The sequence below is a fragment of the Streptomyces sp. NPDC096205 genome (assembly GCF_044763135.1).
Classification (GTDB): Bacteria; Actinomycetota; Actinomycetes; order Streptomycetales; family Streptomycetaceae; genus Streptomyces.
In genome coordinates, this window is record NZ_JBIWFS010000002.1 from 1,250,921 (window position 1) to 1,275,006 (window position 24,086).

Genomic DNA, 24,086 nt, shown 5'->3' on the forward strand with positions numbered 1-24,086 from the left:
CATCGGGCGGGTACGTCCTACGCCCGCGGCAAGTCGTAGGCGTCGGGCGGGTACGTCCTACGCCGTCGGCAAGTCGTAGGCGTCGGCGATGAGTTCGTAGGAGCGCAGCCGGAACTCGCCGCTGTGGGCGTTGCCCGTGATCATCAGTTCGTCGGCGCCGGTGCGCTTCTGAAGGTCGTCCAGGCCCGAGCGGACCTCGTCCGGCGTGCCGTGGATCACGTTGGCGTTCCAGGAGTCCATGAACTCCTGCTCCAGGGGGCTGAACTCATAGGCCTCCGCCTCCTCCGGGGAGGGCACCAGGCCCGGCCGGCCGGTGCGCAGCCGGATCATGCTCAGCGCGGCGGCCCTGACCTGGCGGCGGGCCTCCTTCTCCTCGTCGGCGGCGAGCGCGGACACGCCGATCAGGGCGTACGGCGCGTCGAGGACGGCGGACGGCTTGAAGGACTCCCGGTACAGGTCGAGCGCCGGGACGGTGTTGCGCGCGGAGAAGTGATGGGCGAAGGCGAACGGCAGCCCGAGCAGGCCGGCCAGCCGGGCGCTGAACCCGGAGGAGCCCAGCAGCCAGAGCGGCGGCCGGTGCGGGGACTGCACGCCGCCCGGCGAGGTCGCCTGGACGGGGCCGGGGACGGCGTGGATCCGGCGGTAGGGGTGGCCGTCGGGGAAGTCGTCGTCGAGGAACCGGGTCAGCTCGGCGAGCTGCTGCGGGAAGTCGTCGGCGCCCTCGTCCAGGGTGTCGGAGCGGCGCAGCGCGGCGGCCGTGGCGCCGTCGGTGCCGGGGGCGCGGCCCAGGCCGAGGTCGATACGGCCGGGGGCCATGGCCTCCAGCGTGCCGAACTGCTCGGCGATGACCAGCGGGGCGTGGTTGGGCAGCATCACGCCGCCCGAGCCGAGCCGGATGCGGTCGGTGTGGGCGGCGAGGTGGGCGAGGATCACGGCCGGTGAGGAGGAGGCGACGCCGGGCATGGAGTGGTGCTCGGCGACCCAGTAGCGGTGGAAGCCCCGGGACTCGGCCAGCCGGGCGAGCGCCACGCTGGTGCGCAGGGCGTCGGTGGCGGTCCGGCCGGAGCCGACGGTCGCGAGATCCAGTACGGAGAGGGGGACGGGGGCGCTCCCCCGGGTCGTGCCTCGGATCTCGTCTGCCGCCACGGGGTGCCTCCAGAGTGCTGCTGTGCTGTCCTCCACGCGTTAACAGGAGACTGTCTCCGGTTATTTCCCCGGGCTCGGGCCCGTACGAGGGGATGTCGGGTGACGAGGGGGGCTACGCCGCGCCTGCTGGGTACCCGTACTGCTCGACATGCCAAGGAAGAACGGCCGGAAGAACAGCCGGAAGGGGCGACATGACCGCACTCGGATTCCTCTGCCCGAGCGATCACCCGAAGGACGACTACCCACGGATCGAGCAGCTCCTCGCGAGCGACGTCCGGGTGGATGTGATCGGCACGGACACCGACGAGGACGCCCGCCGGGTGGAGGTGCTGCGCCGAATGGGGGCCGCGGACCGGCTCGCGGCGGATGTCGAGGCGCTGCGGCTGGCGGGCGCCGAGGCGGTGGTGTGGGCCTCCACGAGCGGCAGCTTCGTGCACGGCTGGGAGGGTGCCCATGAGCAGGTGCGCTCGCTGGCCCGCGCCGCCGGGATGCCCGCGTCCTCCACGTCGTTCGCCTTCGTGCACGCGGCGCAGGAGATCGGGGTGCGCCGGGTGGCGCTCGCGGCCACCTACCCGGACGACGTGGCGGGGCTGTTCGCGGACTTCCTGCGGTCGGCCGGCCTGGAGGTGGTCGCGGTGCGCGCCGCCGGGGTCGGCAGTGCGGCGGATGCCGCGGCCTGGGGCGGCCCGGAGTTGTTCGCGCTGGCCGAGCAGGCCGACAGCGGTGAGGCGGAGGCGGTCCTCGTCCCGGACACGACCCTGCACACGGCCGCCCATCTGCCGGCCCTGGAGAAGTCGCTGGGCAAGCCTGTCCTGACGGCCAACCAGGTGACGGTCTGGGAGGCGCTGCGGCTGACCGACCGCCGGGTGAACGCGCCCGCGCTGGGCGCACTGTTCACCCGGGAGCCGATCGTTCAGGTGTGAGTGCGTATGAACAGCCGTAGAGCGAAGAAACGGGAAACGAACAAATAACGCTCATATCACCGTTGCATAACGTCCCTCCATGAGTCCGCATAGCTCCCGGGGAGCGGGCAGGCGCCACCACCGGTCTGTGTACGGGCAGATCTGGCAAGGCTCTTGGAGGTCGCGTGTCCATGTCCGAGTTCCCGAACCTGTCCCGCCGGGGCTTCCTCAACAGAACCGCGGCTGTCGGCGGCCTGCTCACCGTCCCCGGGCTGCTGGCCGCCTGCAGCAAGACGGCCGGCGCCGACGGCGAGAGCTCGAGCCTGGAGCAGCTGAAGAAGCAGGGCTATGTCCGGGTGGCGTACGCGAACGAGGCCCCCTACGGCTACGAGGAGGGCGGGCAGCTCAAGGGCGAGGCGCCCACGCTGCACCGGGAGATCTTCAAGGCCCTGGGCATCGGCGAGCTGCGCCCGACCTTCTCCGAGTGGGACGGCCTGATCCCCGGGCTGCAGGCCGGCAAGTACGACGTGATCAGCGCGGGCATGGCCATCGTCCCGGAGCGCTGCGAGAAGGCCCTGTTCTCCGAGCCCGAGTTCATCTCCCCCACCGCGCTGCTGGTGAAGCGGGGCAACCCGCGGAAGCTGACCGACCTGGCGTCGGCGAAGAAGGCCGGGGCGAGCATCGGTGTGATGGCCGGAGCGGTGGAGAAGACCTACGCCACGGCCGCCGGGATCGCCGAGGACGACCTGAAGACGCTGCAGAAGCCGCAGGACGGCGCGGACGCCGTCAAGAGCGGCCGGATCGACGCGTTCCTGCTGACCAGCATCTCGCTGAACTGGCTCGCCAAGAACAACAGCGGCCTGGAGGTCACCGACCCCTTCGTCCCGGAACTGGACGGGGTGAAGCAGTACAGCCCCGGCGGCGCGGTCTTCCGCGAGGGCCAGGAGGAGCTGCGGGACGCCTTCAACGGCGAGCTGAAGAAGATCACCGCCGACGCCGGGCGCTATGTGCGGCTCATCGGCGAGTACGGCTTCGGCAAGGAGACCATCCCGCCGGCGAACCTGCGCACCGCCGACCTGTGCAAGGCCTGACGGGGACGCCTGCCCATGGGTGACTTCTACACATACTTCTTCGACCATCTCCCGGACGTCGGCTCCGGGCTGTGGGTGACGGTCGAGGCCACCGTGCTCGGCGCGCTCGTCGCGCTCGCGCTGTCCTTCGTCTTCGGTCTCATGGCGAACAGCGGGCCCGCGCTCGCGCGGGGGGTGTCACGGGTCGTCGTGGAGTTCTTCCGCGGCACCTCGCTGTACGTCCAGTTGTTCTGGCTGTACTACGCCTTCCCGCTGCTCTTCGGCTACGAGCTCACACCGCTGTTCTGCGGGGTGCTGGCCTTCGGCATGAACTACGGCGCGTACGGCTCCGAGGTCGTGCGCGGCGCGCTGAACGCCGTACCGAAGGGGCAGTGGGAGGCGGCGGTCGCGCTGAACATGACGCCACTGCAGCGGATGCGCCGGGTGGTGCTGCCGCAGGCGTGGGTCCAGATGATCCCGTCGTTCACGAACCTGCTGATCCAGCTGCTGAAGTGCACTCCGCTGCTGTGGCTGATCACCGCGAGCGACCTGACGACGGTGGTGCAGCAGATGCGTGACCGCACCGGCGAGACGACCTGGGCCTTCGTGACGCTGCTGGTGATGTACTTCGTCCTCGCCTACGCCCTGACGCTGCTGATGAACGCCCTGGAGCGGCACGCGAAGGCCCGGCTCGGCCGGCCCGTGAACGCCCGCGGCACCGCCGCCGTGAAGGCGCCCGGCGTGCCGGGAGGTGTCCGGTGAGCTACGACTGGGACTGGGAGGCCTTCCGCGACGCGCTGCCGATCCTGCTGGAGGGCTTCCGTACGACGCTGCTGGCCACGGTGCTCGGCACGCTGGTGGCCGCCGTCCTCGGACTGGTGGTCGCGATGGCCGGGCGGGCCCCGACCCGGCTGGTGACCTGGCCGGTGCGGGCGGCCACCGAGTTCGTACGGTCCACCCCGCTGCTGGTGCAGCTGGTCGGTGCCTACGCGATCTTCGACACCGTGGAACCGCTGACCATCGGCATCACGGTGCTCGGCATCCACTACGCCTCCTATCTGTCGGAGGTGTACCGGGCGGGCATCGACGCCGTGCCGAAGGGCCAGTGGGAGGCGTGCCGGGCGCTGTCGATGTCACCGCGCCGCACCTGGCAGGCGGTGATCCTGCCGCAGGCGGTGCGCAAGGTGCTGCCCGCGCTCGGCAACTACGGCATCGCCATGTTCAAGGAGACCCCCTTCCTGGCCGTGATCACGGTCACGGAGATGGTCGCGGAGGCCCGGGAGTACGGCGCGGACCACTTCGTCTACGCCGAGACCTTCACGCTCGCGGGCCTGATCTTCCTCGCGGCGAGCTATCCGACCTCGCTGCTGATGAGAAAGCTGGAGAGGCGCCTTGGCCACTGATCCCCTGACGAAGACGAGTCCCGACGACGAGCGCGACGCGCGGCTCCCTCAGGCGGCGGACCATCTGGTCGCCTTCGACCGGGTGGTCAAGCGCTACGGCGACCATGTCGTCCTCGACCAGCTGGACTTCACCGTCGAGCGCGGCCAGCACGTGACCCTGATCGGGCCGAGCGGCTCGGGCAAGACCACGATCCTCAGGCTGCTGATGACGCTGGAGCGGGTCAGCGACGGCATGATCCTGGTGGACGGGCAGCCGCTCACCCACATGCCGGGCCCGAGCGGCTCGCTCAGGCCGGCGAACGAGAAGTACCAGCGCGAGATCCGCAAGAAGATCGGCATGGTCTTCCAGCAGTTCAACCTGTTCCCGAACATGAGCGTGCTGCAGAACATCACCGAGGCGCCGGTCAACGTGCTCGGCATGGACCGCGCCGAGGCCGAGGACCGGGCCCGGGAGCTGCTCGGGACGGTGGGCCTGGCGGACAAGATCACCGCGCATCCGACCCAGCTGTCCGGCGGTCAGCAGCAGCGGGTGGCGATCGCCCGGGCCCTCGCCATGCGGCCGGAGATCCTGCTGCTCGACGAGGTGACCTCGGCCCTGGACCCGGAGCTGGTGGCCGGGGTGCTCGACCTGCTGCGGGAGATCGCGCACACCACGGACATCACGCTGCTGTGCGTGACCCACGAGATGAACTTCGCCCGGGACGTCTCCGACCGCGTGATGATGTTCGACCGGGGCAAGGTCATCGAGTCCGGCCCGCCGGAGAAGCTGTTCGGCGAGCCGGAGCAGGTGCGGACGCGGGAGTTCCTGAGCGCGGTGCTGTGACACCGGGGCGCCGCCCGCACCGAACCGCCGGGCGGCGTCCCCACAGCGACCGAACAAGCGACCGGACAAGCGACCGGACCGGACAAGCGGCTGGACTTGCTGATGGCATATGCCAGCGGGGCATCCCCCTGCTGACGGGGCCGGAATCTCGTCAACACCCGCTCACTACAAGCCGTTTGACAGTTATCGTTGAGTGGGTCCGAGCCTCGGATCACGGCACTGAGAAGCGACCGCAGGGGGAAACCGTGGCGCTCAAGCACGAGCCGACCGCGCCGTACCACTCGGCACAGGACGCCCTGCGCGTCCTGGAGGCCGTGGCACGGCACACCACCGGCGTCACCGACGCCGAACTCGCCCGCGAGACCCGCCTCGGCACGGAGCGCCTGACCAGCCTCCTGCTGATGCTGCGCCGCGAGGGCTACGTCGAACAGGTCGCCGACGGCGCGTACGTCACCGGCGACGCGCTCGCCCGGCTGAGCTCGGCCCATCACCACGAGGAGGCCCTGCGGGAGAAGCTCCAGCAGACCCTGAACCGGCTGCGCGACTCGGTCGGCGCCGCCGTGTACATCAGCCGGTACGTCGACGGCGAGGTCAAGGTCACCCAGTACGCCGACAGCCCGGCCACGCCCGCGGTCAACGAGTGGGTGGACTTCCGCTACTCGGCGCACGCCACCGCGGTCGGCAAGAGCCTGCTGGGCCAGCTCGACCACAACGGCCGGCGCGACCATCTCTCCCGGCACAAGATGGCCCGCCTCACCTCGCGCACGATCACCAGCGACAAGCTGCTGCTGTCCCGGCTGGAGGCCCAGCCGCCGACCGTGCCCGTCCTGGACCTCCAGGAGTACGCCGTCGGCACGGTCTGCGCGGCCGTCCCGATCACCGCCGGCTCCTCGGTCGGCTGCCTCGCCCTGTCCCTGCCGCTGGAACACGCCCACCGGCTCCGCCAGGCCGCCGACACCCTCAACCGGAACGCGGCGCCCGTACTGCTCTCCCTGGCGATCTAGCCGCTGCTCCTGGTCCCGAGGCTGGTGGTCACGAGCACCCCTCGGGACCAGGTAGTATTTTCTTCGTCGCCGGCCGCGGAAAGCGGAAGGCGGGAGTCATGCGCCGCTAGCTCAGTTGGTTAGAGCAGCTGACTCTTAATCAGCGGGTCCGGGGTTCGAGTCCCTGGCGGCGCACAGCGGAAGGGCCTCTCGCGAGAGCGAGGGGCCCTTCGGCGTTCGGTCACAGCGGCAGATACGAGGAGATCGTCGCGTAGGCCACCATGAAGCCGACGCAGAGGACGACGATCCCGCCGAGGAACACCAGGACCCCTGCGGTGCCCGCCGCCGCGAGACCGCGCCGCGGGGCCAGGGCCGTGGCCCTCACCCGCGCCCCCTCCGCGTAGCGCACGGTGACGAAGTCGCCCTCGATCACCGTGCCGGGCCCGCCCTCCTCCTCGAACCGCACGACTCGGCCGTCGCGCGCGGTGAACTCGTAGACATGGCGCAGGGCCGTACGCACCGAGGAGTCACGGCCTCCGTGCGTGGTCGTGTACACGCGCAGGCAGCGCGCCTCGGCGGTGAGCCCGCTGCTCCAGGCAGCGCGCAGCCGCAGCCAGCTGCGCACCACGAAGCAGGCCATGCCGACGGCCAGGGCCATGATCAGGGCCGGGCCCAGATAGAAAATGACGTCCATCACGCTTCCCCCGAAGTCGTGTCGGTGTTCCCCCAGCGCCGCCGTGGTCGTGGCGGCGCAGGGGGAACCTACCCGCGGGGTGAGGTGTGTTCGCTCAAGCCTTGCTCAGAACGTGACGTCCGAGCAGGCGTAGAACGCGTTGCCCGTGTCGGCGATCGTCCAGACCGCGAGGATCACATGCCGACCGCTGAGCCCGGACGGCAGGGTCCCGCTGTGGGAGAGGGTGGACGGGGGCCGCTGACCGCCGTAGGGGACGGTCAGGAACGGGGTGAGGTTGAGGTCGGACCGGGCGAGGTTGTGGTTCTGGTTCCAGCCCGGCTTGGTGACGTAGTACTTGAAGTCGGTCGTGGCGTGCATCGCGGTGAACTGCCAGCGGAAGGTGTAGCTCTGTCCGCCGGTGACCTTGGTGGCGGGCCAGGCACCGCCGGACGGCGTGCGCGGCGAGCTGAGCGGGGCGAACTGGCCCAGGCCCGCGTTGCAGATCTGTCCGTCGGCGGGGCCCGAGCCGGGGAAGCCCTTCGGGCCCTCGACGCTCTGCGGCTCCCACTGGATCGACCCGCAGCCGGTCACGGTGCCGTTCTGGCACAGCTTCTGCCGGCTGATGGGGAGGTCGGTGTAGCCGTGGCCGCTGGCGCCGCCGGAGGAGAGCACGAACGCTCCGGTGGTGGCGAGTCCCACCGCGGCGGCGTAGAACTTGGTCCTTTTGCGCATACTGCCGCTCCTGGAGAACGTGGGGAGTTCAGTGAGCCGTGCAGGGGTAGGTCTAGACCAAGTTCGAGGTTATTGCCGTTAATTGAACATGTCCATACCAATCACGGCCCGGCTTCTCCCCGCCCCGCACAGAACGCCACCGTCAGGTCCTTCACCAGCGCCTTGCGCTCGTAGTCGTCCAGCTCGACCAGGCCGCGCACGGTCAGCCGCGTCAGGGTGTCCTCCACCGAGTCGACCACCGACGTCAGCACGGTCGCCCGGTTCCGGGCGTCCAGCGCGGCGATCCGGCGGCGGTGCATCGCGGCCGCCACCTCCGGGGCGTACTCCACCCGCACCGGCTGCACCGAGAACACCTCCAGTCCCACCGGCGCCGCCTCCGCCGCCACCAGCCGGGTCAGGCCCTCCCCTGCCGCCGCCACCGACCCCTCCCCCGGCGTCTCCACCGGCACCCGGGCGAGCGCGGCCTCCACGCATTCGCGCAGGTACGCCTCGTGGTCCTCCACTCCGAGCACCGCCCGCGCGGTGTCCCTCACCCGCCACACCACCAGCACGACCACCCGCAGCGCGACGCCGCTCGCGTCGGCCGCGGGCATGGCCTCGCTCCTCCAGTGCCGCAGCCGTACGTCCACACGGCGGCGCAGCAGCAGCGGGTTGATCCACATCAGGCCGGAGCGGCGGACCGTACCGCGGTAGCGGCCGAACAGGCCCAGCACCCAGGCCCTGCCCGTGCGGCCGCGCGCCAGACCGCCGAACCCGAACAGGGTCAGCGCACCCGCCCCCGCGTACGCCGCCCACTGGGCCGGGCCGAGGCCCGCCGCGTGCGGCAGTGGCAGGCCCAGGGCCTCCAGCACGGTGGGAGGCAGCAGGCCCGCCCACCATGACGTGGCCGCGCAGCCCGCCGCCCCGCAGGCTCCGGCCAGTACGCCCGCCGAGCCGGGCAGGACCCGGGCAGGCCGCTCCGCCAGCGAGGGGTCCGGCTCCGGGAGCGGCCGCGGGGTGGCTGCCGCCGGGCGGCGGACACGGGGCTGTTCCCCCGTGCCCTGTCTGCGGGCGACCACCGCGGGCTTCAGCGGCAGGAGTTCCGGGTCGGGGTCGTCCCGGAAGAGGAGGTGGACGGGGATCTCGGTCGTCGACTCGTTCTGGATCAGCCGGGCGGGCCTCGACGGGCCCTCCGGTTCCGGGGTCTGTGGAGTGGTCGTGGTCATGCTTGCCTCCAGCCTCCGCGCCAGATGCGTCATGGGTGTGCCGCGGCCCGCGGGTGCGGGCCGTATGTGGCTGGTCGCGCCCCTAGAGGGCGAACAGGCGACGCCACGTCTCCGGGCCCGGGTAGCCGTCCGCGGACGCTCCCCTCCAGCCCTGGGACCGCTGGAACGCCTCGACCGCTCTGCGGTCCGCCTCGCCCCATCTCGGGGTCGGGCCCTTGGTGTAGTACCTGCCGAACCCTTTCTGCACGAGTTGCCGGCCCAGCAGCGTGACCTGGGGGCTGACCGCTCCGGGGCGGAACACCGCCCGGCCGGGGAAGGGCGGGACCCCCGGCGAGGAGGGGGCCGGGGGGCCCGCCGCGCCGGTGGTGATGTCGCGACCCCCGCCTGTCGTCAGCAGCGCCCAGGTGCGGGGCCCCGGCAGACCGTCGGCGTCGGCGCCGGTCCAGCCCTGGGCCAGCTGGAAGGCGCGGGTCGCCCTGCGGTCGGCGTCCGACCAGCGGGGGCCGGGGCCTGAGGTGTAGAAGGAGCGCGCGCCGCGTTCCACGAGCATGCGGCCGAGGAGCGTGACGTACTCGTTGTTCGCGCCGGGGCCGAAGGACGCCGCTCCCGGGTACGGCGTCCGCGCCTGGGGCACCGGCTCCGGCACGGGCTCCGGCACGGAGCCGCCCGTGCCCGGGATCAGCCCCTTGTACCGGTAGGCGAGGTACTGGCCGGAGTGGCTCCAGTAGGCGTACGGGGTGGCCTGCCTGCGCGCATGCGGGCGGGTCGCCTCGTAGGCGATGTAGTAGCTGTGGGTGTAGTCCGTCCAGCCGCCGAAGAGGACGACGTGCGAGCCGCTCTGCGGGCTCACCGGATTGTGGAAGAGCAGGATGTCGCCGGGCTGCATGTCCTCCTTGGCGATGCGGTCGCCGAAGCGGCCGAGGGTGCCGGTCCATTCGTTGCCCGGCAGGTTCCAGGCCATCGACACGAAGCCCGAGCAGTCCTGCCGGTAACCGTCGGACCAGTAGGCGCTCATGCTGTACGGCACCTGCGCCGCGACCCACTTCTTCGCGCGGTTGATGATCTCCGCGCGGGTGATCGGGGGCGCCTCCGTGACGGTCGGACCCTGGGCGGGGCGGCCCGCCGGGCCGTGCAGCGGGGCGGCGCTGCCCTGCGGGGTGTCGGGCTCGTCACCTGCGGGAACGCCGGGGCGCTGGGCGGTGTCGGGAGCGGCGGCGGCCGGCAGGGCGGGGGCCCCGCCGAGGGCGGCGGTGGCGACCGTGGTCACCGCCAGCACCCGATGGGCGGCCGGGTGGCCCACCGCCCCGGGACGCGGTGGGAGATGCTGCCGGGCGAGGGCGCAGCCGGGGCAGTCGCAATCGCTCGCGGGATCGAATTCCTCGAAAACCGGAGTCTCCGGAGTCTCCATGCGATTCCCCTCACACTCCAGGTGGAAATGTCCAGGCCTGTGCACATGGAGCAGTTTCCCAACCGGCTTATGGGTGCGCATGTTGACGGTCCGAATGGTGTACGCGCGCCCGTTCGGGGTAGATCCCCTGGTTCCGGGTGGTCGGGAGCACCCCCGGGGGTCATGTAAAGTTGTCCACGTCAGCAGGCGCCGCTAGCTCAGTTGGTTAGAGCAGCTGACTCTTAATCAGCGGGTCCGGGGTTCGAGTCCCTGGCGGCGCACAGACGAAGAGGAAGGCCCCCCGCAGCAGCGGGGGGCCTTCTTCTGTTCCGGTACCGGTGCCGAGGGGGGCATCATGCAACCGGAAGGTCCGGGTTCCCTGTCTATAAGGTGTGCACGACGTGGGATCCAGGCCCACCACACACACGCCTTGTGCAGGTCGAGGGGGACCGTCACCAGGCGAAAGGACCGACATACACGCAGTGACTCGCGTGTGGGGGGATGACTCATGACGTCGACGCCGACGGGCGCCGGGCAGAACTCCGACCCGTCACAGACCACCCAGCTCCGGGTGCCGTGGCATCGAACGGGCAACACCGGCGCCTTCCGCCGGATCAGGACGACACTGCCGCGCTACGACTACGAGCACTACAGCCGGCTCGCCGGGCCCCTCACCCAGCCGGACCCGAACAAGCCGTACAGGGTGCAGTACCGCTCGCTGATATCCCAGGAGCCGCACCGCATCCGGGTGGCCCTGATGCTGGCGGCGGCTCCTGTGCTCTCGCTGGTCCTGCTGTTCTGGCTGCTGCAGCCGGAGCACTGGACCGAACGTGACTATCCGGCCTACGACTTCCTGCCGGCCCTCGACATCGTCATGCTCGTCTCGATCGGTCTGATCGAGTTCTTCCGCTGCATGAACGTTCTGTCGAACGCGCACGCCACCCTCGTCGCCCGCGACCCGATCCCCGTGGTCCCCGAGACCGGCACCCGGGTCGCCTTCCTCACCTCCTTCGTGCCCGGCAAGGAGCCGCTGGAGATGGTGACCAAGACCCTGGAGGCGGCCGTCAAGCTGCGCCACCGGGGCCTGATGCACGTGTGGCTGCTCGACGAGGGCGACGACCCGGCCGTCAAGGAGGTCTGCGCGCGCCTCGGCGTGCACCACTTCTCCCGCAAGGGCGTCGCCAAGTGGAACCAGGCCAAGGGCCCGCACCGCGCCAAGACCAAGCACGGCAACTACAACGCCTGGCTGGAAGCCCACGGCGACGACTACGACTTCTTCGCCTCCGTCGACACCGACCACGTCCCCATGCCCAACTACCTGGAGCGGATGCTGGGCTTCTTCCGCGACCCGGACGTCGGCTTCGTCATCGGCCCGCAGGTGTACGGCAACTACGACTCGTTCGTCACCAAGGCCGCCGAGTCGCAGCAGTTCCTCTTCCACGCCCTGATCCAGCGCGCGGGCAACAAGTACGGCGCCCCGATGTTCGTCGGCACCTCCAACGCCGTGCGCATCAGGGCGCTGAAGCAGATCGGCGGTCTGTACGACTCGATCACCGAGGACATGGCGACCGGCTTCGAGATCCACCGCCACAAGAACCCGGCGACGGGCAACAAGTGGCGCTCGGTGTACACCCCGGACGTGCTCGCGGTCGGCGAGGGGCCGAGTGCCTGGACGGACTTCTTCACCCAGCAGATGCGCTGGTCGCGAGGGACGTACGAGACGATCCTCAAGCAGTACTGGAAGGGCTGGGGCACGATGCCGCCCGGCAAGCTCTTCAACTACACGATGATGATCATCTTCTACCCGATCTCGGCCCTGAACTGGATCCTGGCGGCCCTGAGTTGTGCGCTGTTCCTGGGACTGGGCGCCTCGGGTGTGAACATCGACCCGACCGTGTGGCTGATGCTGTACGGCAACGCCTCGGCGCTGCAGATCGGCCTGTACATCTGGAACCGGCGGCACAACGTCTCCCCGCACGAGCCGGAGGGCTCCGGCGGTGTGGCCGGCATGGTGATGTCCGCGCTGTCCGCGCCGCTGTACGCCAAGGCGCTGATCGACTCGGCTCTGCGCCGCAAGAGCAAGTTCGTGGTCACGCCCAAGGGCGACTCGGCGAGCCCGGACCGCTGGTTCGGGACGTTCCGGTACCACTGGTACTTCATCCTGATCTTCGGTGGCTCGATCGCCGCCGGCTTCGTCTTCGGCCACTCCCACCCCGCGATGATCATCTGGGCGTCCTTCGCGCTGCTGATCACCGCCGCGCCGATCTTCGTCTGGCGCTACGAACTGCGCCGGGAGAGGAAGAAGCCCGCCGTGAACGCGGCCGCCGACCCGGCCGTACAGGACGCCGTACCCGCGTCGGCCCCGCACGGGGTGCCGCACCAGCAGCCGTGGGCCGCCTCCGGTTCAGGCACCGACCAGACCATGCAGATCGCCCTTGGGGGACGTAAGGAATGAAGGACCGTGCAGGCCGCCGTCGCGCCCGTCGACTCGCGATAGGCACGGCGGTGGTACTCGCGCTGGCCGGGACGAACGGGCCGTGGCTCTACCGCTTCAGCACCGAGAAGTACCACCAGTACCAGATCAACAAATCCGAGTACAAAGCCGAGAACGGCCACTGGGAGATCATCGAGTTCCCGGAGGAGTACCGGCAGAACACCATTCACGCGGCGCTGCTGCACACCGGCAAGATCCTGCTGGTCGCGGGCTCCGGCAACAACCAGGACAACTTCGACGCGAAGCAGTTCGACACCCGGATCTGGGACCCGGTCAAGGGCACGATCAAGAAGGTGCCGACCCCGAACGACCTGTTCTGCACCGGCCACACCCAGCTCGCCAACGGCAATCTGCTGATCGCGGGCGGCACCAGGCGGTACGAGAAGCTCAAGGGCGATGTCACCAAGGCCGGCGGCCTGATGATCGTCCACAACGAGAACCCGGACAAGCCGATCACGCTGCCCGCCGGCACCAAGTTCACCGGCAAGCGCAACGGCAGGACGTTCGTCTCCAAGGACCCGGTGCTGGTGCCGCGCGCGAAGAAGGTCTTCGACCCGGTGACGGGCGAGTTCGTGCGCAACGACCCGGGGCTCGGCCGGATCTACGTGGAGGCGCAGAAGAGCGGCGCCGAGTACGAGACGGGCACCCAGGACAACTACCGCGTGCAGGGCCTCAGCGGGGCCGACGCGCGCAACACGTACGGCATCGCGCAGAAGCTCGCCCTGGACAAGAAGGACTTCCAGGGCATCCGGGACGCCTACGAGTTCGATCCGGTCGCCGAGAAGTACATCAAGGTCGACCCGATGAACGAGGCCCGCTGGTACCCGACGCTCACCACGCTGAGCGACGGGAAGGTCCTCAGCGTGTCCGGGCTGGACGACATCGGGCAGTTGGTGCCGGGCAAGAACGAGGTGTTCGACCCGAAGACCAAGGACTGGTCCTACACCGGCACCATGCGCCAGTTCCCGACCTATCCGGCGCTGTTCCTGATGCAGAACGGGAAGCTGTTCTACTCGGGGTCCAACGCGGGCTACGGGCCCGACGACGTGGGGCGTGAGCCCGGCGTCTGGGACGTGGACACCAACAAGTTCACCAAGATCCCCGGGCTGAGCGACGCCGACCGGATGGAGACGTCCGGCACGGTGCTGCTGCCTCCGGCGCAGGACGAGAAGTACATGGTCGTCGGTGGCGGCGGGGTCGGCGAGTCCAAGGAGTCGAGCAACAGGACGCGGATCGTCGATCTCAAGGCGGACCAGCCGAAGTTCGTGGACGGGCCCACGCTGGAGAAGGGGACCCGGTATCCGCAGACGTCGATCCTGCCGGACGACTCCGTGCTGGTGTCGGGCGGTTCGGAGGACTACCGCGGGCGCGGGGACTCCAACATCCTTCAGGCGCGGCTCTATCACCCGGACACGAACTCGTTCGACCAGGTCGCCGATCCGCTGGTGGGGCGCAACTACCACTCCGGGTCGATTCTGCTGCCCGACGGGCGGGTGATGTTCTTCGGGTCGGACTCGCTGTACGCCGACAAGGCGAACACCAAGCCGGGGAAGTTCGAGCAGCGGATCGAGATCTACACGCCGCCGTACCTCTACCGAGGGGCTCGGCCGTCCCTGTCCGGGGGGCCCGAGAGCATCGCGCGGGGTGAGTCCGGGACGTACTCCTCGGCGCAGGCCTCTGCCATCAAGAAGGTGCGGTTGATTCGGCCTTCGGCCTCCACGCATGTGACCGATGTGGATCAGCGGTCCATCGAGCTGGACTTCAGCGTGGAGGGGGACAAGGTGACTGTCACCGTGCCTGAGAATCGGAATCTGGTTCAGGCTGGGTGGTACATGCTGTTTGTGACCGATGGGGAAGGGGTGCCGTCTCAGGCGCAGTGGGTTCGGGTTCCCTAGCGTTTGATGGCGGGTGCGGGAACTGCGTGGTTGCTCGCGCAGTTCCCCGCGCCCCTAGCTGCGCTCAGCCAGCCTTACTGCATAGTCCGGCCACCACTCCCCCGCCTTCGGGCCGCCCTTGCACTCTCCGTCCGACTCTCCGGGGCGCTTCACCCACAGGTAGGCGTCGACGAGAGGGTCGGCCGTCTTCGTGGTCGGGGCTTCGCCGAGGGCGCGGCCCGGGGGGTTGCACCAGCGTTCCGACTCCTCGCCCTCGGTGTAGGGGCCGTTGCCGTTGCGGCTGGTGTCGATGACGAAGGGCTTGCCGCCGACCTTGGCGGAGAGCTGCTTGCCGTAGGCGAGGGAGGCGTCGGTGGTGTAGAAGTTCGAGACGTTCACCGCGAAGCCGTCGGCCTTGTCGATGCCGGCCCACTTCAGGGGCTCGTGGATCTGGTCCGGGTGGCCCCAGCCGGCGTTGCCCGCGTCCAGGTAGACCTTGGTGTTCGGCAGGGCCGTGAGTTTGCCGATGGCGTACTCGAGGAGGTCGTAGCGCTCCTCGTGGAACTCGTCCGGGGTGCAGCCGTCGACCAGGTGCAGGACGGCGTCCGGTTCGAGGACGACCGTCGCGGAGCGGTCCTCGATGCCCCGGGCGACGCCGTCGATCCACGCGCGGTAGGTGTCGCCGTCGGTGGCGCCGCCGCCGGAGTACTGGCCGCAGTCGCGGTGCGGGATGTTGTAGAGGACGAGGAGGGCCGTGCGGTCGGCCTTCGCGGCGGCCTCGGTGAAGCCGCGGGCCTCCTTCTCGGGGTCCTCGGGGCTGATCCACTCGCCGGTCGGCTGCTGCGCGATCTTGCGAATCTGCCCGGCCTCGGCCTTCTTGCCGTCCTTCTCGTACGCGGCGACCTGGTCGACCGCGTTGCCGTCCGGGTTGACCCAGAACGGCGTGATGTTCTTGGGCTGTTGGGTGATGCGTATGTCGGCCTTGTCCGGCTCGTCCTTGCCGTCGGAGGAGCACCCCGCGACCAGCAGTGCCGCCCCCAGCACCGCCACGGTCGCCCGTACTCCGGCCGCCCCCCTGCTGCCGTACATCCAGCTCCCCCTCGGAGTGCAGTGTTTCAAGGCTCAATCCTGACATAGGCGCGCGGACGCCCTGGAGGTCGTCCGCCTCGACGTCGGAGACCTGTTACCCCCCGAACGCCCGCTCAGACGCCGGTGCCGGTGAGGTACGCCGACACGACCACGTTGGCGGTGTAGCTGCGGCTGGCCCGGTCGAAGGTGCCGCCGCAGGTGATGAGGCGCAGTTCGGCGCGGCCGTCCTGGCGGGGGCCGTAGGCCTGGGCCGCGTCGAAGCGGTCGCGGGCGATGACGTCGACGTCGTCGACGGTGAACTCGGCGACCGTGCCGTCGTCCCGGATCACCCGGACCGTCTCGCCCGGCTGGAGGGCGCTGACCTTGTAGAACACGGCCGGGCGCGTCTCGGTGTCGACATGGCCGACGAGGAGGGCCGCGCCGGGCGCACCCGGTGCGGCGCCGGCCGCGTACCAGCCGACGACACCGGCCTGGTCGTACGGCGGCGGCTCGACGGCCCCCTCGCGGTCCAGGCCGCGGGCGACGACGGGGGCCTGGATGCCGAGGCCGGGGATGTCGACGCGCTGTGGCAGGGCGTCGCCGAGGGGTTTCACCGCGGGCGGCAGCCTGTCGTGGGGCGGGCGGCCGACGGCGGCCATGTCGCCGGTGGTGGGGGCGGACGTGTGGTGGCCGTCGGTGATCCCGTGGCCCCACAGCCACAGGCCGAGCAGCAGGACCGTCCAGGCCAGGCCGGTCAGCAGCCGGCCCGTCCCGGAGGGGTGTTCATGACCGGACACGGCGGTCACTTCCGTCCGCGGCTCCGCCGGGCCTCGGAGGTCTTGCCGGACCGCGCGAAACCGAGGGCGCGGGGCAGCAGGACGACGGCCAAGGCGGCGGCGCCGGCGAGGATCAGTCCGGTCACCGCCTGGGCGGTGCCGGGTCCGGTGGTGCGGGCGTCGACGGGGGAAGCGAGGTGCGCCGCACCGCCGCCGCCCGCGCGGACGGGCGCGATCGGGGAGGCGGGAGCGGACGGGTGGGTGGCGACGGTGATCGAGCCCTTGCCGCGCAGGTCGCCGCAGCTGACCGTGAGGGCGTGGGAGCCGGGCTCGGCGCTCGTGCGCACTCGGGTCTCGCCGGTCAGGGTGCCTTCGCCGCCCGTGAGGCGGGCGTCGGAGACGAAGACCGGTGAGGCGACGGTGGCGGTGCGGCCCGGGCAGCCGGTGACCTTGAGGGAGACCTCGCCGCCGGGCGCCGGGGCCTGGGGCCGGATCGAGACACCTGGGTCCGCCGCGTGGGCCACCGGGGTGGTGAGGGCGGTGAGGGCGAGGACCGCTGTACAGAGAGTGACTCGTAGGGAACCCATCGTGAACCTCCAGTTCCCTGGAGCCTCCCCCGCGCGGCCGGACCCCGCATCCTCGAGCGGGGTCCGGTTGCTCCGAACGGGTCACTTTTCGCGGCAGAGACGTTTCAGCCACGCCCCCTGCCGGTCAGGACGGCAGTTCCGCCTAGATCCGCTCGACGAGGTCCGCGATCGAGTCGACGATCTTCGACGGGCGGTACGGGAAGTTCTCGACCTGGTCGGGCCGGGTCAGGCCGGTCAGCACCAGGAAGGTCTGCATGCCCGCCTCCATGCCGGCCAGGACGTCGGTGTCCATACGGTCGCCGATCATGGCGCTGTTCTCGGAGTGGGCGCCGATGGCGTTCAGGCCGGTGCGCATCATCAGCGGGTTCGGCTTGCCCGCGAAGTACGGCTGCTTGCCGGTCGCCTTGGTGATCAGCGCGGCCACGGCACCGGTCGCCGGGAGCGGGCCCTCGGTGGAGGGGCCGGTCTCGTCGGGGTTGGTGCAGATGAAGCGGGCCCCGTCGTTGATGAGGCGGACCGCCTTGGTCATGGCCTCGAAGGAGTAGGTGCGGGTCTCGCCGAGGACGACGTAGTCGGGCTCGTGGTCGGTGAGGACGTACCCGATGTCGTGCAGCGCGGTGGTCAGGCCCGCCTCGCCGATGACGTAGGCGGTGCCGCCGGGGCGCTGGTCGTCGAGGAACTTGGCCGTGGCGAGGGCGGAGGTCCAGATGTTCTCCACCGGCACGTCCAGGCCCATCCGCTTGAGCCGGGCGTGCAGGTCGCGCGGGGTGTAGATGGAGTTGTTGGTCAGCACCAGGAAGGGCCTGCCGGACTCCCGCAGCTTCTTCAGGAAGGAGTCGGCGCCGGGGATCGGGACACCCTCGTGGATCAGGACGCCGTCCATGTCGGTGAGCCACGACTCGATGGGCTTGCGGTCTGCCATGTGCTTCGGTCTCCTGGCGTTGCGTACGAGCGGAACGTTGCGTACGAGCGGAACGGGGGCGCCGGAACCACGGCGTACCGACGCCCCCAAGATTAGTCAGGAGCCGCTGATTCGTACCCCGTCGATCACCCAGTACCAGTTGTTGCCGCCGGTGTAGCGGAAGCGGACGCGGGCGGTGGTCGCACCGGGCGGGACCTGGAGGGGGACGGTCTCGGTGCGGGAGGGGACGTCGGCGGTGTAGGTGCGGACGACGGTCGGGGCGGCGCCGTCGTAGGAGACGAGCACCTCGCCCTTCTGCGGGGACTCCTGGCGGTAGTAGGTGGTGTAGGTGAGGGTGGCGGTGGTGCCGCCGGTGACCGGATGGGCGGGGCTGACCAGGGTGGAGTCGAAGGTGCCGGTGAACGTCTTGTCGGTCCACTCGTCGCCGTCCGCGACCGCGAAGACACCCCGGGCGCGGACGTTGCACTCGCGGTTCTGGTCGCGCTGGGACTGGGTCCAGAACTCGTCGGTGGTGAAGGACCAGCCGCGCCATTCGGTGACCCCGCCCGTGCCCATCGCGGAGTTGTCGACCGACCAGCCGGCCGGCGGGGTGTGCGTGTAGCCGAGCAGCCCGGACGGGATGCCCGTCTCGTCGGTTCGGGTGCGCAGTTGGGCGCGCAGGGCGTCGAAGTCGTCCGGCTGCGGCTGCTGGAGCGGGCGGCCGTCCAGGCCCCAGGCCGGGTCGAGGGCGATGCCGAGATGGGCCAGGGCCGAGGCGGCCACGTCCGGCATCTTCACGTCGTAGCGCGTCGAACCGGAGGCGATGGCCGGGCCTGTGGCGATGAGGAAGGTCTGGCGTTCGGGGAGCGTGGAGCCGCCGTGGCCGCCCGCGTCGGTGTGGCCGTGGTCGGCGGTGACCATGATCAGCCAATCCTCGTTCCCGTACGTGGGGCGGGACTTGACCGCGTTCACGATCTGGCCGACCTGGGCGTCCACCCCGCGGATCGCGTCCAGATACTGGCTGCTCGCGGCGCCGTGGCTGTGGCCGGCGTGGTCGACGTTGTCGAGCTGTACGAACACGGCGTCCGGGTTGCCGTCGCGCAGGGCGGCGACCGCGCGGGAGGTGGTGCCCGTGTCGTACTCGGCGCTCGGGGTGGAGACGCGGGTGTCGACCTTCGCCGAGAAGATCGTGTCGGTGATCGGGGCCCAGGAGGAGACGGCGTACGTCGTCAGGGCCGGGTTCACGGTCTCGGCGCGGGTGAGGAAGTCGGGGTACTGGGTGAAGCGGGCGCCGGTGAAGGAGTTGTCCTTGACGTTGTGCTTGTCGGGCCACACGCCCGTGATCAGCGTCGACCAGCCCGGTCCGGACAGGGTGGGCGCGAGCGGGTTGGCGTAGATGCTGCTGGGGGCGGTCAGGCCGGCGGCCATCAGGGCGTCGAGGTTCGGGGCGTCGGCGTCCTTGATACGGGTCAGCAGGGCGCCGTCGAGGCCGATGACCAGGACCTTGGGAGTGCGGGCGGCTGCCCGGGCCAGGCCCGTGGATGCGGCCAGGGCGGCGGCGGAGAGGAGGAGGAGGGTGCGGCGGGTGAGGCGAGGTGACGACACGTGATACTCCGTGGGTGGTGGGGTAGCGCGCTGGTCGTGCAGGCAGGGGCTCAGCTGCCGGTCGCCGACTTCCAGGCGTCGACGTAGGAGCTGAGGTTCTTGTCGATGTCGTTCCAGTCCGGCTCGAAGACGGTGACGCCGTCCATGAGCTTGTCCAGCGCGATGGCGTTGGCGTCGGTGGCCTCGATGTCCTGGCGGGCGCTGAAGCCGCCGCCGATCTCGCTGACCTGGCGCTGGGCGGACTGGCTCAGCATGAAGTCCAGGAGCTTCTTGCCGTTGCCGGAGTGCGGGGCCTCGGTGACCAGGCCGGCGGCGTAGGGCAGGGCGAAGGTGGTGGGCTCGCCGCCCTCGCGGGCCGGGAACCAGATGCCGAGGTTCGGCATGGTCTTGGCCTGGGCGAAGTTCATCTGGACATCGCCGTTGGCGACGAGGAGTTCGCCCTTGTCGACCTTGGGCGCGAGCTTGCCGGTGGAGGCGGAGGGGCCGACGTTGTTGGACTGGAGCCTGCCGAGGTAGTCCATGGCGGGCTGTTCGCCGCCGAAGTCGTGCATGGCCTTGATGAGCACGGCGGTGCCGTCGCCGGCGACGCCGGGGGTGGAGTACTGGAGCTTGTTCTTGTACGTGCCGTCGAGCAGCTCCTCCCACGTCGCGGGGGGCTGCTTCAGCTCCTTCTTGTTGTAGACGAAGCCGAAGTAGTTGTTGACGACCGACGTCCAGGTGCCGTCGGCGGCCTTGTCGGCGCCGCCGACCTGCTCGGCGCCCTTCGGCGTGTACGTCTGCAGCAGGCCCTTGCTGTCGGCCTGCTGGATGAAGGGCGGCAGCGTGACGAGAACGTCGGCCTGCGGGTTGCTCTTCTCGCGGACGGCGCGCTGCACCATCTCGCCGGAGCCGCCCTCGACGTACTCGACCTTGATGCCGGTCTCGTTCTCGAAGTCCTCGAAGACACGGTCGTACCAGCCGTCGCCGTTCTCCCCCTTGAGGCCGTCGGCGCTGTACACGGTGACGACGTTCTCGTCGGAGGCGGCGGAGTTCCCGCCGCAGGCGGTGAGCGGGGCGGCCAGCAGGGCGAGGGCGGCGACCGGCTTGAGGGCGTTTGTGGGCATGGCGAGGTGAACTCCTGGCTCTTTGACGGCTTTTCTACGGTGGTCAGCGGTAGGACGCGCGGTTGCGGAGGCGGGACATGGCGAGCAGGACCAGCAGGGTCGCCGCCATCAGGACCATGGCGAGCGCGGAGCCGGCGAAGAGGGCGCCGCGGTCGGTGGCCGCGTGGACGAGGACCGGCAGAGGGGTCCAGTCGGGCGGGTAGAGCATCATCGTGGCGCTCAGCTCGCCCGTCGAGAGGGCGAAGCACAGGCCGGCGGCCGCGGTCAGGGACGGCAGCAGCAGGGGCAGCCGGACCCGCCACAGGACATACGCGGGGCGGGCGCCCAGCGAGGCGGCGGCCTGTTCGTATGCGGGGTCGAGGCGGGTGATCGCGGCGGAGACCGACTGGTACGAGAAGGCGGTGACCAGGACGGTGTGGGCGAGGATCACGATCTCGCGGGTGCCGTTGAGCAGGAAGGGCGGCTTGGAGAAGGCGACCAGGATCGCCAGGCCGACGACCACCGAGGGCACGGCGACCGGGAGCACGAACAGGGCGTCCATCACCCTGCGGTACCGCCCCCGCAGGGCCGCGGCCGCGAGGGCCGCCCAGGTGCCCGCGGCCAGCGCGAGCAGGCTCGCGGCGAGCGCGGTGAGCAGGCTGGTGGTGAGGGCGCTCAGGGCCTCGCCGCGGGTGGCGGCGTCGTAGTGGCCGGTGGTGAAGCCCGACGGCAGCACGCCGGACCAGTTCGTCGCGAAGGACGCGGCCAGCACGACCAGCAGGGGCAGGGCGAACAGGGGCAGAAAGAGGACGAGGAACACGGCCCACACGGCCCACCTCGCCCCGCGGCTATGCACCAGCACGGCGGCTCACCACCCGGTAGAGGCCGTACAGGCCCACGGAGATCAGGACGTTGACGACGGCGACCACACAGGCGCCCGGGTAGTCGGACTCCAGGATGGCCTTGCCGTAGACGAGCATCGGCAGGGTCGTGACGCCCTTCGCCCCGGTGAACAGGACGATCCCGAACTCGTTGAGACACAGCACCAGGACGAGGCTGCCGCCCGCGGCGAGGGCGGGCAGCGCCTCCGGCAGGATCACCTGCCGGACGATCCGGGGGGCCTTGGCGCCCAGGGAACTCGCCGCCTCCAGCTGGGCGGTGTCCAGTTGCGCGAACGCGGCGAGCAGCGGCCGCATCACGAACGGGGTGAAGTACGTGATCTCGGCGAGCAGTACGCCCCACGGCGTGGTGAGGAACTGGAACGAGCCGACGATGCCGGTGCTGCCGTAGATGAACAGCAGCGCCAGCGTGATGAGGAAGGACGGGAAGGACAGGTAGACGTCGATGAACCGCGCCACCGTCCGCGCGCCCGGGAACGGGACGAACGCGATGATCAGCGCCAGCAGGAAGCCGAGCACCAGACATCCGGCGGTGGAGGCGAGCGCCAGCCACACCGTAATCCACAGCGCGCGCCGGAACGACTCGGAGGCGAAGACGTCGACGTACGGCTGGAGGGAGGTGCCTGTGTCGTCGGGCTGGAAGGACTGCTGGACGACGAGGGCGAGCGGGTAGAGGAAGACGAGGCCGAGGAGAGCCACCGGGGGCAGGGTCCAGAGCAGGCGCCTAGGGCCTGTCGTTTGGACGCCGGCATGATCCAAACGACAGGCCCTAGCCATCGGTGGCCCCCAGCAGGACGGCGTCCTCCGGCGCGAAGTGCAGGGTGACGGTCTCGTCGAGCGCGGGCGGGTGCTTGAGCTCGCCCAGGTCGGCCAGGACGCGGTGGCCGTCGACGTCGACGTGGAGCCGGTGGGTGGCGCCACGCCACTGGATCTCGCGGACGGTTCCGGTGAGGCGGTTGGGGCCGTCGCCGAGGCCGACGAGGTGGGGGCGCAGACAGAGTGTGGCCGGCCCCGGAGGGGTCGTGGTGGCGGTCTTGAGCTCCGTACCCGCGAAGATCACGCTTTCGGCGGTCACCGTCACCGGCAGCAGGTTGGCGTTGCCGACGAAGGACGCGGTGAACTCGTTCGCCGGGGCCCGGTACAGCTCCTGCGGGGTGCCGCAGGCCTGGAGGCGGGCCTTGTCCATCACCGCGATCCGGTCGGCGAGGGTGAGCGCCTCGACCTGGTCGTGGGTGACGTACAGCATCGACACGTCCGGCAGGTCGCGGTGCAGCCGGGCGAGTTCGGTGAGCATGCCGGAGCGCAGCCGGGCGTCGAGCGCGGACAGGGGCTCGTCCAGGAGCAGTACGGCCGGGCGGATGGCCAGGGCCCGTGCGATGGCGACGCGTTGCTGCTGGCCGCCGGACAGCTCGCGCGGGTGGCGGCGGGCGTACGCGGCCATGCCGGTCATCTCCAGCGCCTCGGCGACCCGGGTGCGGATCTCGGCCCTGGCCACCTTGCGGGCCCTGAGCCCGAAGGCGACGTTGTCCTCGACGCGCAGGTGCGGGAAGAGGGCGTAGCTCTGGACGACCATGCCGATGCCCCTTTTGTGAGGCGGAAGTTCGGTGACGTCCCGGTCGCCGAGGTGGACCCGCCCCAAGGCGGGCCGCACGAATCCGGCGACGGCCCGCAGGGCGGTGGTCTTGCCCGACCCGGAGGGGCCGAGCAGGGCCATGACCTCTCCGGGGCGGACGGTCAGATCGAGGCCGTCCAGGACCACGTTGCCGTCGTAGGCGACGGTGACGGAGTCGAAGCGGATGCCGCTGCTGCTCACCGGAGCACTCCCGGCAACTGAGCGACGTTCTCCAGGACATGGGACGCACCGGCGGCCCTGAGTGCCTCTTCGTCATGCGCCCCGGTCAGCACACCGGCGACCAGCCCGGCGCCCGCGCGGACCCCGCTGAGCATGTCGTACGACGTGTCGCCGACGACGGCGATCCGGTCCACGGAGTCGGCTTTCCGCGTCCGCAGGAAGGCGGTGAGGACCATGTCCGGGTAGGGGCGTCCGCGGCCGCCGGCGTCGGCGGGGCACAGGGTCAGCGGCACCAGGTCCTGCCAGCCGAGGGCGGCGAGGATGGCGTCCTGGGTGGGGCGGGCGAAGCCGGTGGTGAGGACGACCGTGCGGCCCTGGCGCTGGAGTTCCTCGATGGTCTCGCGGGCGCCGGGCAGGGCGGTGACGCTGCCGCCGTCGAGGAGTTCGGCGTACGCCGCCTCGAAGGCCCTGTTGGCCTCCTGGGCCCTGGCCTCGTCGCCGAACAGGTGCCGGAAGACGGAGATCTTGGACTCGCCCATGGTGGCGCGGACGTGGTCGATCATGCCGGCCGGGTCCTCGCCGAGGTGCCGGGCGGCGGCGGTGAAGGCCTGCTCGACGAGGCCGCCGTCGGCGACGGTGGTGCCGGCCATGTCGAGGACGATCAACTGAAGGTCGTGGGTCATC

General features: G+C 70.5%; 23 protein-coding genes and 2 tRNA genes. 10 read left to right on the top strand and 15 right to left on the bottom strand.

Translation table 11 applies throughout. From position 1 onward, the window contains the following. Positions 1 to 57 precede the first annotated feature (57 nt). Positions 58 to 1,146 (bottom strand): LLM class flavin-dependent oxidoreductase, encoded by a 1,089-nt coding sequence (locus tag ACIQ6Y_RS12090; protein ID WP_404036150.1) that lies wholly within the window; start codon positions 1,144 to 1,146, stop codon positions 58 to 60. A 191-nt stretch (positions 1,147 to 1,337) separates the two neighbouring features. Between ACIQ6Y_RS12090 and ACIQ6Y_RS12095 the strand changes: the two genes are divergently transcribed. From ACIQ6Y_RS12095 to ACIQ6Y_RS12125, 7 genes are all read left to right on the top strand, one after another. Further along, positions 1,338 to 2,069 carry a decarboxylase gene (locus tag ACIQ6Y_RS12095; RefSeq protein ID WP_404036152.1) on the top strand — a complete coding sequence of 244 codons (732 nt, stop codon included), beginning with the start codon at positions 1,338 to 1,340 and terminating at the stop codon, positions 2,067 to 2,069. 170 nt (positions 2,070 to 2,239) lie between these two features. Then, a complete protein-coding gene (gene ehuB / locus ACIQ6Y_RS12100) occupies positions 2,240 to 3,139 on the top strand; it encodes an ectoine/hydroxyectoine ABC transporter substrate-binding protein EhuB (protein WP_404036155.1) in 900 nt (299 codons plus the stop codon). A gap of 15 nt (positions 3,140 to 3,154) precedes the next feature. Continuing rightward, the gene (gene ehuC / locus ACIQ6Y_RS12105; RefSeq protein WP_404036157.1) at positions 3,155 to 3,880 is read left to right on the top strand and encodes an ectoine/hydroxyectoine ABC transporter permease subunit EhuC; all 726 of its coding nucleotides are present in this window, start codon (positions 3,155 to 3,157) and stop codon (positions 3,878 to 3,880) included. Further along, the gene (gene ehuD, locus ACIQ6Y_RS12110; protein WP_404036160.1) at positions 3,877 to 4,521 is read left to right on the top strand and encodes an ectoine/hydroxyectoine ABC transporter permease subunit EhuD; all 645 of its coding nucleotides are present in this window, start codon (positions 3,877 to 3,879) and stop codon (positions 4,519 to 4,521) included. The genes ehuC and ehuD overlap by 4 nt, the downstream gene beginning before the upstream one ends. Beyond that, positions 4,511 to 5,344: an ectoine/hydroxyectoine ABC transporter ATP-binding protein EhuA gene (ehuA, locus tag ACIQ6Y_RS12115; protein ID WP_404036163.1), complete on the top strand. Its 834-nt coding sequence runs from the start codon at positions 4,511 to 4,513 to the stop codon at positions 5,342 to 5,344. Before ehuD ends, ehuA begins: the two co-directional genes overlap by 11 nt. A 245-nt stretch (positions 5,345 to 5,589) precedes the next feature. Next, entirely contained in the window at positions 5,590 to 6,348 is a 759-nt protein-coding gene (locus ACIQ6Y_RS12120) for an IclR family transcriptional regulator (protein WP_404036166.1), read from the top strand. A gap of 100 nt (positions 6,349 to 6,448) precedes the next feature. After that, positions 6,449 to 6,522 (top strand) — tRNA-Lys (locus ACIQ6Y_RS12125). Between the two features lie 46 nt (positions 6,523 to 6,568). Here the strand turns inward: ACIQ6Y_RS12125 and ACIQ6Y_RS12130 are convergent. The 4 genes from ACIQ6Y_RS12130 to ACIQ6Y_RS12145 form a co-directional block, all read right to left on the bottom strand. Further along, positions 6,569 to 7,021: a hypothetical protein gene (locus tag ACIQ6Y_RS12130; RefSeq protein WP_404036169.1), complete on the bottom strand. Its 453-nt coding sequence runs from the start codon at positions 7,019 to 7,021 to the stop codon at positions 6,569 to 6,571. 105 nt (positions 7,022 to 7,126) lie between these two features. Continuing rightward, positions 7,127 to 7,732, bottom strand: a complete 606-nt coding sequence (locus ACIQ6Y_RS12135; RefSeq protein ID WP_404036171.1) for a lytic polysaccharide monooxygenase — start codon at positions 7,730 to 7,732, stop codon at positions 7,127 to 7,129. Between the two features lie 101 nt (positions 7,733 to 7,833). Further along, positions 7,834 to 8,937 (bottom strand): SPFH domain-containing protein, encoded by a 1,104-nt coding sequence (locus ACIQ6Y_RS12140; RefSeq protein WP_404036173.1) that lies wholly within the window; start codon positions 8,935 to 8,937, stop codon positions 7,834 to 7,836. A gap of 82 nt (positions 8,938 to 9,019) precedes the next feature. Beyond that, a complete protein-coding gene (locus ACIQ6Y_RS12145) occupies positions 9,020 to 10,345 on the bottom strand; it encodes a peptidoglycan-binding protein (RefSeq protein ID WP_404036176.1) in 1,326 nt (441 codons plus the stop codon). Between the two features lie 186 nt (positions 10,346 to 10,531). On the opposite strand from ACIQ6Y_RS12145, the gene ACIQ6Y_RS12150 reads away from it, so the two are divergent. The 3 genes from ACIQ6Y_RS12150 to ACIQ6Y_RS12160 all read left to right on the top strand — a co-directional run bounded on the left by ACIQ6Y_RS12150 (position 10,532) and on the right by ACIQ6Y_RS12160 (position 14,713). After that, positions 10,532 to 10,605: transfer RNA gene (locus ACIQ6Y_RS12150), tRNA-Lys, on the top strand. 227 nt (positions 10,606 to 10,832) lie between these two features. Next, complete coding sequence (locus ACIQ6Y_RS12155) at positions 10,833 to 12,779, top strand: glycosyltransferase family 2 protein (protein ID WP_404036180.1); 1,947 nt, start codon at positions 10,833 to 10,835, stop codon at positions 12,777 to 12,779. After that, positions 12,776 to 14,713: a galactose oxidase-like domain-containing protein gene (locus ACIQ6Y_RS12160; protein ID WP_404036183.1), complete on the top strand. Its 1,938-nt coding sequence runs from the start codon at positions 12,776 to 12,778 to the stop codon at positions 14,711 to 14,713. Before ACIQ6Y_RS12155 ends, ACIQ6Y_RS12160 begins: the two co-directional genes overlap by 4 nt. 54 nt (positions 14,714 to 14,767) lie before the next feature. On the opposite strand, the gene ACIQ6Y_RS12165 is transcribed toward ACIQ6Y_RS12160, so the two are convergent. From ACIQ6Y_RS12165 to ACIQ6Y_RS12210, 10 genes are all read right to left on the bottom strand, one after another. Continuing rightward, a complete protein-coding gene (locus ACIQ6Y_RS12165) occupies positions 14,768 to 15,781 on the bottom strand; it encodes a glycoside hydrolase family 6 protein (protein ID WP_404036186.1) in 1,014 nt (337 codons plus the stop codon). Between the two features lie 113 nt (positions 15,782 to 15,894). Further along, positions 15,895 to 16,557, bottom strand: coding sequence for a class F sortase (locus ACIQ6Y_RS12170; protein WP_404036189.1), 663 nt, complete (start codon positions 16,555 to 16,557; stop codon positions 15,895 to 15,897). A gap of 5 nt (positions 16,558 to 16,562) precedes the next feature. After that, entirely contained in the window at positions 16,563 to 17,123 is a 561-nt protein-coding gene (locus tag ACIQ6Y_RS12175; RefSeq protein WP_404036192.1) for a hypothetical protein, read from the bottom strand. A gap of 142 nt (positions 17,124 to 17,265) precedes the next feature. Then, positions 17,266 to 18,045 carry an HAD-IIA family hydrolase gene (locus tag ACIQ6Y_RS12180; RefSeq protein WP_404036195.1) on the bottom strand — a complete coding sequence of 260 codons (780 nt, stop codon included), beginning with the start codon at positions 18,043 to 18,045 and terminating at the stop codon, positions 17,266 to 17,268. Between the two features lie 96 nt (positions 18,046 to 18,141). Then, a complete protein-coding gene (locus ACIQ6Y_RS12185; protein ID WP_404036197.1) occupies positions 18,142 to 19,629 on the bottom strand; it encodes an alkaline phosphatase family protein in 1,488 nt (495 codons plus the stop codon). 50 nt (positions 19,630 to 19,679) lie between these two features. Continuing rightward, on the bottom strand, positions 19,680 to 20,732 hold the full coding sequence (locus tag ACIQ6Y_RS12190; protein WP_404036200.1) for a 2-aminoethylphosphonate ABC transporter substrate-binding protein: 1,053 nt from the start codon (positions 20,730 to 20,732) through the stop codon (positions 19,680 to 19,682). A 43-nt stretch (positions 20,733 to 20,775) separates the two neighbouring features. Next, positions 20,776 to 21,573, bottom strand: coding sequence for an ABC transporter permease (locus ACIQ6Y_RS12195; RefSeq protein WP_404036203.1), 798 nt, complete (start codon positions 21,571 to 21,573; stop codon positions 20,776 to 20,778). Beyond that, the gene (locus ACIQ6Y_RS12200; RefSeq protein WP_404036206.1) at positions 21,560 to 22,387 is read right to left on the bottom strand and encodes a 2-aminoethylphosphonate ABC transporter permease subunit; all 828 of its coding nucleotides are present in this window, start codon (positions 22,385 to 22,387) and stop codon (positions 21,560 to 21,562) included. The genes ACIQ6Y_RS12195 and ACIQ6Y_RS12200 overlap by 14 nt, the downstream gene beginning before the upstream one ends. After that, positions 22,380 to 23,423: an ABC transporter ATP-binding protein gene (locus tag ACIQ6Y_RS12205; protein ID WP_404036208.1), complete on the bottom strand. Its 1,044-nt coding sequence runs from the start codon at positions 23,421 to 23,423 to the stop codon at positions 22,380 to 22,382. Before ACIQ6Y_RS12205 ends, ACIQ6Y_RS12200 begins: the two co-directional genes overlap by 8 nt. Further along, on the bottom strand, positions 23,420 to 24,085 hold the full coding sequence (locus ACIQ6Y_RS12210) for a phosphonatase-like hydrolase (protein WP_404036419.1): 666 nt from the start codon (positions 24,083 to 24,085) through the stop codon (positions 23,420 to 23,422). Before ACIQ6Y_RS12210 ends, ACIQ6Y_RS12205 begins: the two co-directional genes overlap by 4 nt. Between the last annotated feature and the right edge of the window lies 1 nt (position 24,086).